Source organism: Cryomorpha ignava, from assembly GCF_010686655.1.
GTDB lineage: Bacteria > Bacteroidota > Bacteroidia > Flavobacteriales_D > Cryomorphaceae > Cryomorpha > Cryomorpha ignava.
Genome location: NZ_JAAGVY010000006.1, coordinates 48752 through 60958, shown reverse-complemented (window position 1 = coordinate 60958; position 12207 = coordinate 48752). Strand labels below are relative to the sequence as shown.

Annotated in this window: 4 protein-coding genes; 1 reads left to right on the top strand and 3 read right to left on the bottom strand. The window is 41.9% G+C overall.

All coding sequences use genetic code 11. The features are described from left to right. Nucleotides 1-43: 43 nt before the first annotated feature. From G3O08_RS05075 to G3O08_RS05065, 3 genes are all read right to left on the bottom strand, one after another. The gene (locus tag G3O08_RS05075) at nt 44-7807 is read right to left on the bottom strand and encodes a T9SS type B sorting domain-containing protein (protein WP_204336774.1); all 7764 of its coding nucleotides are present in this window, start codon (nt 7805-7807) and stop codon (nt 44-46) included. Between the two features lie 611 nt (nt 7808-8418). Then, the gene (locus tag G3O08_RS05070) at nt 8419-9657 is read right to left on the bottom strand and encodes a PKD domain-containing protein (RefSeq protein ID WP_163283592.1); all 1239 of its coding nucleotides are present in this window, start codon (nt 9655-9657) and stop codon (nt 8419-8421) included. Beyond that, a complete protein-coding gene (locus G3O08_RS05065; protein WP_239540994.1) occupies nt 9638-10240 on the bottom strand; it encodes an RNA polymerase sigma factor in 603 nt (200 codons plus the stop codon). Before G3O08_RS05065 ends, G3O08_RS05070 begins: the two co-directional genes overlap by 20 nt. A 490-nt stretch (nt 10241-10730) precedes the next feature. On the opposite strand from G3O08_RS05065, the gene mdh reads away from it, so the two are divergent. Next, nucleotides 10731-11672 carry a malate dehydrogenase gene (mdh, locus tag G3O08_RS05060; RefSeq protein WP_163283590.1) on the top strand — a complete coding sequence of 314 codons (942 nt, stop codon included), beginning with the start codon at nt 10731-10733 and terminating at the stop codon, nt 11670-11672. Nucleotides 11673-12207 lie beyond the last annotated feature (535 nt).

Sequence of the window (12207 nt, the reverse complement as noted above, 5' to 3'; positions counted from 1 at the left end):
ACGGTATAAAGATAGCTAAGTTGCATAAAGTAAACTTTAGCTTTTATCTTACTACCGTTACTATTCCTTTCATATTAACTTCTTCAAGCGATACTTGGTTCTTGGTTTCAATCATCCAAACATACACTCCGGGTTCAACATAGTAATTGCCGTTCATTTTATTCCCGTTCCACTTTTGTTTTACATCTGTAGTGGTAAATACCAATACACCTAAGCGGTCGTAAACTGTAAGTTTAAAATTATCGGCATCTACATTCGTAAGCACAGGTGCCCATAAATCATTCTTGCCATCGCCATCGGGAGTAAATGCGCTAGGAACATAAATCAGCATTTCGGGCTTGATTTTCAGAATGTCTTTGTAATCATCCACACATCCGGTTACAGGATCTATAGCAGTTAAGCTCACGGTATAGCTGTCATTAATTCCATCGGGGAACTTGTACGATGGCTCAAAATCATTTGAAGTGTCAAGTGAATCAAATTCCCAGAAGTAGATCACATTGTCTCTTCCAACCGTATTGTTTTTGAAGAAAACGGTTGGGTCTTCACTCGAAATCGGATCGGGTGTATAAGAGAAGCGCGCCTGTGGCCCCGGATCTACTGTAACGATCATGGTATCTCTTGCAGAGCATTCTCCATTCGTAGCAGTTAATACGTACTTAAAGTCTTTGGCAACCGGCCCGCTTAAGAAAGGCTGGAATAGCGTATTTGAAGTATTCGGACTTGATAAACTCGTTTCCGGACTCCAGCTATACGTTAAACCGGGTGCAGCATTTACTCCGATAGTTACAGGACCATTTGTTGCACAAATCGTGTCATCTGTAAGAACGGGTGCGTTTGGCAGTGCCACTGCATCAATATATGTAAGGTCTATTACATCTGAAGAACAGGTTGGGTTTGAACCGTCTGAAACATATATTACTTCAAAAGTTACAGGATTTACAGGCGATAATGTTTTCATAAAGTCGCTGTAAAGACCTGTAGCAACGATTGTATCACCATTTAAAACGTAGGTTACGCTATATGGTGGTACACCTTCCAGATCTATTCCCAATTGAAGTTCCTCACCAATACATACCGAAGACTTGTTAGTAGTAACTTCAGCGGTGGGCAATGGATTTACAATAAGCGCAGCCTGGCTTGCTAGAACTTCGCCCGAGCAATTTGCATCGGTAACTGACACCAGCACATAATCACCATCCACACTCGATTCAAAGCTGTAACCAGAAGTAATTCCGGTTAGCGGATTCTGTGGCACTCCATCTACAGTATACTGAACTGTCCATGGAGAAATACCCGAAAGACTTACATCAAATGTTGCAGAGTCTCCGGCACAAACGGTACCACCGCCTGTAATCGAAGCAGTAGGTGCATCAAGAATGGTTACATTCTGACTTCCACTTACCGTTCCTGAACAATATGATCCTTCTACAGAAACGAGGGCATAATTGCCATCCGTTTCTACCGGAATGGTATAAGTTACGAAGTTGGTAGTAACCGGTGGTTGCTCCACTCCATCAATTGTGTAAACAAGATTCCAAGGTCCATTTCCGGTAAGGGCTACTTGTGGGCCATCGCCGCTGCCTTCACAAACAGTAGGCTCACCACTTAGGGTGGCAGTTGGAGTTTCATAATTCTGCACAATTGCTGACCCGGAAACTGTTCCGGTGCAAGTATTGCTAACAGACTCCAGCGTATAGTTACCCGGCTGAGATACGGTGAGTGTAAAGGTGTTTCCGGTTGGAATAGTATTAGATCCTTGCGTCGCGCCATCAATTTTATAAACAAAGTCATAAGGTGCCCCGCCAGTAAAAGTAATCTCCAAGTCTACTGCTTCACCAACACACACAATTGATCCTCCTGTGATGGAAGCCGTAGGAAGTGGATTCATTACCACTTGCACAGCATTCGAAAGAGAAGTACATGACCCGTTGAGGTTCACATTTCCACCGCCGATATTATTTCCAACAGCGGCAGTTATATAATATGCAGCACCCGGTGTCATAGATCCATAGTTAAATACAAACGTTCCGTTCGTCGAGGTGGCAATAACATTTCCTATAGAAGAACCATCACCATCGTGAAGAATGTATTGCAATACATCATTTCCATCGAGATTAGAATTATTTGTCGTTACAGTAGCTGACTCGCCGTAGCAAACTTCAAAGTCAGGTGTCGGTATCGTTCCGGCATCGCTTAGGCAAGCGCAAGTATAACCAGGGCTTGAAACAATCTGTTGTGGACAAGCTCCCGCATCGTTAACTGTAATGCTATACCCGCTTCCGCTTTGGTAAACCGGACTCGTATAAACACCTGGTGTTGAAGATGTATTTCCGGGACTGAAAGTGAATGGACCCACACCACCGGTGTAAGAAAATTCTACAACATAGCCTTCGGCGGTAGTATTACATATTTCAGTTACTCCCGAAATTACCACTGGATTGTCAACCGTGATTGTCACAGAATTACCAGATACAACTCCCTCGCAATACGAATCGCTAACAGTTTCAAGCGTATAAGTTGTTGTTACAGTAGGATATACCGTAATAACATGTCCGTTGTTAATTGAATTAAGCGGTGTTGTTTGTGTCGAAACAGAATTGGTGTAGGTAATATTGAATGGGGCATCACCTATTCCGTTAAAAGTTATCTCTGCACCGTCGCCGTTGCAAATTGCTTGCGATCCGGTTATTGAACCTTCGGCAATACAATTACAATCCGGCGCTGTTTCTGAAATAACCACATCTGCACAAGGGCCATTGTCTGAAATTGTATAGTTATAAGTAGGATTCGAGGCAAAAACTTTAACCTCCGAAAAGTTCGTTGAGTAGATAGGCGAACCACCATTAATAATATAGGGAGGTGTACCACCATAAATTGTATAGGAAACCGTGTATTCTAATTGATTTGAAGAACAAACGGCAGTTAAATCAATAACTTCAAGTTCCTGAATAAAATCAATTGTGTAGTTTGCCTGATCATCCGGACAAACATTTCCCGACATTGTATAAGTGAAAACACCCGAGTTGGCAACATCTTTAGTGACAGAAGCCGGACTGAAAGATCCGCCGGAAGGCTGACCTGATGCCGGTGTCAAGACTAACACAGTTCCGTCTGCACAGTATTCAGCACTTATATCTCCGCCAGCATTAGGCCATTGTTCAACAGTTATTGTTACGCTTCCATTTACAGAGCCCGGACAATTGCTATCCTCAACTCCTGTCAGGGTGTAAGTAGTCGTTGTGGTCGGGCTCACTGTTATAACAGCACCATCTGAAAGACCAGACAATGACTGAGGTGAGCCTCCGGCAGTATAGGAAACAGTATAATCTCCATCGATTCCACCTGTAAGGTTAAGGCCAATACTCGTTGAACTTCCAATACAAATAGTTTGGTTACCAGTACTGAAGCTGGCGTTAACCGGGCAGTTACAGTTTGGTGAAAGTCCAGATGCCGTAATTTGTCCGCAGGCACCTGAATCGTCAATATCAAAACTATAGTTAGTGCCCATTGCGATTACAGAAGAAGTAAAGCTATTTCCTGCAATTTCGTTTCCATCTACACTATAAGGCGATGTGCCACCTGTAATCACTATTGTTACCGTATATTCAGTTTGATTTGATTCACAAGTTGTCTGTACAGACGTAGTAGCAAGCGGTGCGTCAATATTTATAGTATAAACTGCAACATCCGGCGGACATTGGCCACCTGACATCGTGTAGTTATAGTCACCGGAATTAGCAGGCAAGAGTGCAATAGAAGCTGGCGAAAAAGTTCCTCCGGTTGGTTCTCCGGTCGCTGGGGTTAATACCAAGTTTGAGCCATTTCCACAATAATCTTGTGGAACATCATTTCCGGCATCGTTTAATGGATCTACCGTAATAGTTACAGAGCCGCTGATTGGATTAGTACAAAATCCATCAGTTACACTTACCAAAGTATAGGTAGTAGTAACTGTAGGAGTCACAGAGATTATATGTCCGTTACTTGCATTTGAAACCATGATGTCGTCCGTTCCATCATTGTATACAAAACCATAATTTCCATCAATTCCTCCACCGAGGTTCATTTCAATATCAGTTGAGCTTCCGATACATATTGTTTCATTTCCTGATGCAAAGCTGGCCGTAGTCGGACAACTACAATTAGGCGAAACACCTGAAACAGTGATGTCTCCACAAGCACTTCCATCAGAAATAATTAGGCTGTAATCAGTTCCTACATTTATTGGGTCAGAGGTAAAAATTCCACCTGAAATAGAACCTGATGTTGTTCCTGAATTAGAATAAGAGCCATCGCCCCCCGAAATACTAAAACCTACAATATAAGTTGTTTGAGAAGAAGTACAAGATACATCCAGGTTTGCAGTAGTAATTTCAGGGGTGATAGATACAACAACATCTGCGGAAGCGGCAGCACATGGCAAGGCTTCAACAGTATAAGTAAAGGTATCGCCGGTGCCTAAAGTGGCAGGATTCATATTTGTAGGGTTCGAAACGACAGTGTTAATGCTATTTGTCCAAACTCCGGGGGTGTCATAAGGTCCGGTCAATCCATCAAATAATGAGAACGATCCGTTGTCCGAACATAAATCAAGAGTTCCACCCGAACCGGCACTTGGCGAGCATATTACATCAAAACTCAATACTGCTGACGAACTACATGTTCCGGAGCCAACGGTATAAGTATATACAAGGCTGCTTCCGCAAAGTGTGGCAACATTCAGTGAGTTTGAAACTGTCATTCCGCCTGCGTCTGCCCATGATCCACCTGTGGTAGGAGTTCCATTTAAGTAACTTGTCAAATCAACAATTCCTGCAGTTTCGCAGAAAGTTACGGTAGCGTCGGCACCTGCATTTGGCAGGGCTGTAACATTTACCGTAAGGGTAGCAGTTACTGATGGGCATGTACCGGCGGTTACCGTATTGGTATAAACACCGGGACTACTTGTTCCGGGGGTGAATGTGCCAGAAGTGTCGCTTCCGCCAAAACTCCAGTTCCCTAAAACTGCTCCAGTTCCCAGTTCATCAATCAGATTGAAGGCAGGATCACCGGCACAAACGGTAACTGTACTAGAAATACCCGGATTTGGCAATACATCATAAGATACTGTAACCGTAGCTTGATCTGTACAAGTAGTTCCAACGGTGTAAGTATAAACTCCTGCTGCGTCTGGGGTGGCCGGGTTAAAGCTTCCGCTAAAACCACCACCGAATGGGCCTGTCCATGTTCCGCCGGGGGCAGGGCTTCCACCAAGAGAATTAATTAGATCAACTGTTCCTGTACCATTCGGGCAAACGGTTAATGTTCCATCTGTTCCTGCATTTGGAGTATCATTAATAGTTATGGTGATAGAAACACTTGCTTGTCCGCATCCGGAATTTTGAATTGTATAAGTATAAACTCCCGAAGCTGAAGATCCACTTGACGGATTGACTGTGGTAACGGTTGCTCCGCCGGGATTTGTCCAGCCTGCCACACCGGGTGAAGGCAATACAGATGGGGGAGTCGTGAAAAGTGTCATTAAATCAATAGGCGCATCAGAATCACAATATGTCTGGGGCGTAGTTGTTAATACTCCAGCATTTGGCGCAGGAATTACATTGATCGTTACAGTTGCAGTTTGCGCACAAAGTGCACTACCAACGGTATAGGTATATACAGCACCATTTGTTACTGCATTTCCATTAACAGTTCCACCCGGAACCACTATGCCTGATGCATCTGTCCATGTGCCTCCTGTATCAAAAGTACCGGTAAGGCCACCGCTTAGAGCAACGTTTGTTTCATTTGAACAGATATCAAGTATGCCGCTTGTTCCAGGATTAAGGGTAGGCTCAACAATTATTGTGAGTGTAGATTGATCCGTAGCACACGGACTAACAATATTATAAGTAAACACATAAGTTCCCGGAGCACTTGTACCCGGTACAAAATAATCTGTGTTTGTAGGATTTCCCGCATTGTCTTGCCATGTACCACCGTTTTGCACCACATCTGTTCCATTGTCAGGTATGGAGTCTCTCATTAGTATGAACGCGTCTGCCGTACAAACATTTATCGTATTGTTCTCGCCGGCATATGCATAAGTTGGCAAGATAGTTAATTGAAGGAGCGTAGAGCTCACACATGATGTTCCCGCCAGACCACCTTCATAGTATAAACTTAAACTAGTATTTGCAGCATAAGTGGAGGGGTCTAATAAATCAGGTATTACAGTACCACCCTGATTCCATTCTAATCCTGGGTCACCGCCAACCAGTGTATGAAGCTCTACTGGAGCATCTGTGACGCAAAGCGAAGTAACGGTGTTCGCCCCTGTATTTACAGGGGCAAAAATATTTACAGTTACATCCACCAACACAGGATCACATGGAGGTGCACCAAGAAGATATTTGAATAAAAAGTCACCGACATAACCATTTGGCACCGTGCTTGGATAGGTTGACATATCTAGACATATATTCCATTCAGGCAAATAATCAAGAAATATAAAACCTGTAGAGTCATAAACGATCCAATTCCCACCCGCGGTAGGATTGCCCTGGAGCGCTGTAAACGGTGAAAAGCATCCTGCATCAGATGTACATATATCAACTGTGCCCGGCGAACCTGCAGCACCGCCGGTTGCAAAGGTAACTTGTACTTGTAAAGTTGTAAGACACATTCCGGCGTCATAGTAAGAATAGGTATATAAACCAGGAGGGTTTACATTCGGATCTACTGTGGCGCCGACCAGAGGGGTACCAACCGGGTCGGTCCATGTACCCCCGGCGGGTATAATGAAATTCGTAATTAAAGGGAGAATATTAGTAGGAGTACCACTACAATCTGCAATGTTTTGTACAGTTCCGAGCGAAATAAACTCCATAATGATCGTGGTGGCGCTTGTACAAGTGTCAGCAGTAACTGTGTCAATCAGAGTAACTGTGTAGGTGTATTCACCAGGTGGGTCGATAGTAGGATCAAAAGTTCCTAACCAAGTGCTATCCGCAGGTGACCACGGGTTTGTCCATGAATACGCTGGCTCACCTTCATAGGTCCACACACCACCTGTATCAGGCGGAATTCCATCAAACGTATCTCCAAGCTCATCAAATAAGTTCCAATTGCCAGTTTCACAAATTGGGAGCGTGCCGGGGCTTACCCCCGCTTCGGCATCACAGCATTTAATTGTAATAGGATCGCTAGAAACCGGTGGCGTGGGGGCATAAGTGCCACCCCATGAGCCTGTCTCTCCATCTCCGGTAAAGGTAACTGAAGGCGTAATCGAACTTCCATCTATATCGTTTCCACCGGGACCACAATCATATCCATCAAGAAATCCATTCACATCATAATGGGGCGAACCGACTGTTATATCAAAACAAAAGGTAAAGTCGTCTGGAAGTTGGTTTGTAGAACACGGATCTCCCCAGTTATTTCCGGGGTTCCCATCAAGCGGCCCACCGGTTCCTGAATCGTAATAAAAACCGGGACCATCCGGACCATTTTGATAAAACGCCCAATTACCACCCCCACTTCCGGTGCAGCTCGGCGGTGCTGAGGTATTCGTAATACTGGTATAATCCCAACCAGTAGGGATGTTCAAAACAAGACCATGGAACCAGTTTGCTCCACCAATAAGCGGATTTATTTCAACTGTGAAACAAAATGTTACGATGCTTCCTGGTTCATAGGCTCCATTAATGGGTGAGGGACTAGAAGTCCATGATAAGGTATCTTGCGCACTAGCGTTATTAGCCATTGCAAGGCTAAGCATTATGATCGCAATCGATAAAATTCTTTTAGTAAACATTTTCATCATTCTCTGAATGGTTGGTTTTGAGCGTAAAGTCCAAAGATATAAAAGTCATCTATGGAAATCTACTTCAAATGTGTTTATATGGCATCTGGTGAAAGAATGACGAGTAACTATCTAAGAAGTTGCTCGTATGAATACAATTCACTTTGATTTTCTTTCAGGCTCTGTTCAAAGGAATTCTATTATGTAGCTTATTGCACAGATTTATAGTGGAATAAACAGATGTGCCCTTTTTTCAGGCTACGAACTAATCTTTAATCTATTGTTATAAACTGAGTGCAAATACTAATTAGGAATGCAAGAGTAAGCTGAATTCCGAAAATTTCATTTGAGACTGAAATCTCTGCGAAAAGTAGATTTCTTATTTCTATTCAAATATGAATTAGGTTGGGAATAAAATTCCGAGTGCGGCAACCAAAACTAATAACGGATTTTTTGAGTTATGTGAACTTGTTCAGAATTTTTTTGGAGGAAGTCATTATTTTGAAATAGAACCTGAAAGCTCCCAATATATTCTCACCCTAGTATTAGCGAGATCGCTAACCCTCCAATATAGATCAGCCCAAAGAATTTAAAAATGAAGCTCAAAGAATGTAACTAGGCTGATGTGAGGCTTAACGCAACTCTATATCTCCTTTGTAGATATCGATAGATCCGGATTTTTTAACCGCCATAAGCCACTTGTAAGCACCTTTATGCGCCGGCTCTCCATTTAGTTCGGTACCGTTCCAACCTTTATTTCCCGACCCTTCAAAAACAAGCTTGCCTGAAGATTTTTCGAAAATTTTGATCGATTTCACGTCGCCTGAATCTAAAATAGCGCCCGGAGCAAAACTTGCACCAAATGATGAACCGAGGGCACGTGGAAACTCTGACCCTGCAACTACACTATTGATCACTGTTTCGAGCGTATCGGTACAACCACCGTCATTGCTAACACTCATCACCAGGTTTTGGCGGGTATTGTCAACTACGCTAATATTAATTTCGTTTTTGTCGATTAGCATTTTGCCGTCCACATTCCATTCCAAATCGCTGGCATTATAGCTGTCGTTTTTAATGGAAATAGATGAGAGGCTTTCAATATTTACATCCAAATTAGCAACAGGAGCTTCTTTTACTTCTATCATCGCCTGCACAACATTTGATGAAATTTGACCTGTAGTTTTTGATGTTACCGAAAGCGATACGTCAAATACACCTTCTTTATTAAATGTATGAGATGGGTTTGACTCATTGCTAAAAAAGCCATCGCCAAAATTCCAAAGATATTTGGCATCAGAACCGTATTCTTCTGAGGCATCAAAATTTATTACCAATCCGGTACACCCTGTTCTCACACGAGATACACTTTCTGCACCCGCAGTTCCTTTGATGTTTTTAACCGGAGTTTTTAATGCTTCGGCTTTAGCATAATTTGTTTTCTCTTTACTTATTGCCTTATCAGCTTTAGCATTTACTGCCTTAGTCTCAGCAATAGCATTATCATCTTCAGAAACTGTAGCGTCACTATCAGATTCTTCACTAAGCTCTGCTGTATTATTTTCAATCGCAGATTTTTGACTTGCATTCTCATTCCCTTCTTCCCCTAAATGTTCTGCCGTAATTTCGTCAACATTTATATGTTTTGGATTTTGTATTTGAGCATCAGAGAAGAAGAACAACATGGCGATAAACACAACGCTTGTAGCAACCAACCCGGTGGTGATAGCCCCAAAATAGCTGGTAAGACTCGGCGTAGTTGAGTCTAAGTTTGCCTGCAGGTCATCCCAATGTTGTGGATCATAAGGTACTTCAAAACCATCAAAGCTTTGCTTGATCAGTTCGTCAAATTTATCTAGTTGATTCGCCATTTCTTTTCTCCAATTCTTTAGTCAATATTTTCTTAAGGTTTGCACGGGCTTTTGCCAAATTTGACTTGCTCGTGCCAACACTTATTTTCAACGCGTCGGCAATTTCCTGATGTGAATAATTTTCAAAAACGTACAGGTTAAATACTGTACGGTATGCATTTGAAAGTTGTTCCATTCCGGCGATTACATCACTCACTTTAAAGGGAGTATCATAATCTTCTTCAACACTTTCATCGAGCAGATCATTCTCAAAATCTTCGAGCGATTGGTTTTCGTTCATTAAAAGGTAGTCATTTTTGGCTTTACGCGTAAAATCTATCGCCGTATTGACTACAATTCTTCTAATCCAACCTTCAAAAGATCCGTCAAAATTAAACTTTTCAATGTTTTTAAAAACCTTGATAAAGCCATCCTGAAGAATATCCTTCGCCTGATCTTCGTTTTTGGTGTACCTCCTGCAAACCGACATCATCTTGCCGTAAAACATCTTATAGACCATTTCCTGGCTTTTACGATGATTTCGTACGCAACCGTCAACCAGCATTTTAAGCTGATCTTCACTGATGTTGTTTACACTAAGCATTGCCAAGACGGCGTGTTGGGTTGATGGTTGCCATTTATTTTTAAATTCTTGCCTATTATTAAATGTGGTAGGCTACTATTTTTCTTATTAAGTACAATAATATGAAAGTTGTAAAGAAATATATATACCGTTTTTCTAAAGGTAATATCTCTAAATTCCTCTGTTTTTATTGAGTGCATTCAACTTCAACAGCGATAAATTCTTTACGGTCTTTCTGCAATCTTGTTTTCCGAAATTGGTGCTAAATATACATTTATTCAATTCAGATGAAAATATCGGAGTTAAATTGATTGTCTAAATCGAATCATTTTTCATTTCGAAACATACAGAAACCATTGTGCATATTGGGAAATACAATTTTTTTAATCACTTATTTTTTATGAATCTAAATTGCAGTACAGTGGCGATTTGTTTTTATTATGAAGTTAGAGTCAAGTGTATATATTATATTTGCACCTCAAAGTAAACTCACAGAAAATTTCAAAATAATATGAAAGTAACAGTTGTAGGTGCCGGAAATGTAGGTGCTACGTGTGCGAATGTACTTGCACATCACGAAATTGCAAATGAAATTGTTTTACTGGATATCAAAGAAGGTTTTGCCGAGGGTAAGGCATTGGATATTTGGGAAACTTCGCCTATCAATTTATACGATAGCCGCACGATAGGCTCTACAAATGACTATAAAAAAACGGCCGGATCTGAAGTAATTGTAATCACCTCGGGTCTTCCGCGTAAGCCTGGTATGAGCCGCGACGATTTAATAGCTACGAATGCCGGCATCGTAAAAAATGTTACCGCACAAGCTATTGAGCATTCACCTGATGCAAAGATTATTATTGTGAGCAATCCGCTTGATGTAATGACGTATGCCGCTTACCTTACGGCAAAAATCGATTCGCGCCGAGTATTCGGTATGGCCGGTGTTCTAGATACTGCGCGCTACCGTGCATTTATCGCCACTGAACTTAATTGCTCACCAAAAGACATTCAGGCAGTATTGATGGGTGGTCATGGCGATACGATGGTTCCGCTTCCGCGATATACTACAGTAGCCGGAATTCCTGTTACTGAACTTATTGATAAGAGTAAACTGAATGCAATTATTGAGCGCACCAAAAAAGGTGGTGGTGAGATTGTAAATCTTTTGGGCACTTCTGCATGGTATGCACCTGGTGCTGCTGCAGCGCAAATGGTTGAGGCAGTAGTGCGCGATCAAAAACGTATTTTCCCAACTTGTGCATGGCTGCAAGGTGAGTATGGTCTGAATGATATTTACCTCGGCGTGCCTACAAAACTTGGCAAAAACGGAATTGAGGAAATTATTGAACTCAAGCTGAATGACGAAGAAAAAGAAATGCTTTACTCTTCTGCAAATTCTGTAAAAGAAGTAATGGAAGTTTTGGATAATATGGATGTAATGTCGTCATAAACCGCGACATCATTAAAAGTTTTTTGAAAAAGTCTCGTCATCTGGCGAGACTTTTTTTTCACTAACTTCTAAACTTGTCTGTCATTGCCTATTGCTCATTGCCTATTGCCTATTGAAACCATTGCCGCCCTTGTGCATTCCTCTACATACCACTCCCTTCGGTCGTCGGCGAAAAGCCTCGTCGGATGCAGGAAAGGGAGTTCACATCACGGTATAGTGAGTATTATAATTTAAATGGAAAGATTTGAGTTGTAATTAAGATCGTTGTTGACTATTGCTCATTGCTCATTGCTCATTGCTCATTGCCTATTGAAACCATTGCCGCCCTTGTGCATTCCTCTCCGCGAAAAGCTACGTCGGATGCAGGAAAGGGAGTTCACATCACGATATAGTGAGTATTATAATTTAAATGGAAAGATTTGAGTTGTAATTAAGATCGTTGTTATTGCCTATTGCAAATTGCCCATTGCCAATTTATCTTCACCTACTTCTCATTTGCCTATTGAAACCATTGTCGATTGAAACCATTGTCGAT

Coding starts and splice junctions, on each gene's coding strand:
- G3O08_RS05075 (WP_204336774.1), bottom strand. CDS start 7,807: ATGATGAAAATGTTTACTAAAAGAATTTTATCGATTGCGATCATAATG.
- G3O08_RS05070 (WP_163283592.1), bottom strand. CDS start 9,657: ATGGCGAATCAACTAGATAAATTTGACGAACTGATCAAGCAAAGCTTT.
- G3O08_RS05065 (WP_239540994.1), bottom strand. CDS start 10,240: ATGCTTAGTGTAAACAACATCAGTGAAGATCAGCTTAAAATGCTGGTT.
- mdh (WP_163283590.1), top strand. CDS start 10,731: ATGAAAGTAACAGTTGTAGGTGCCGGAAATGTAGGTGCTACGTGTGCG.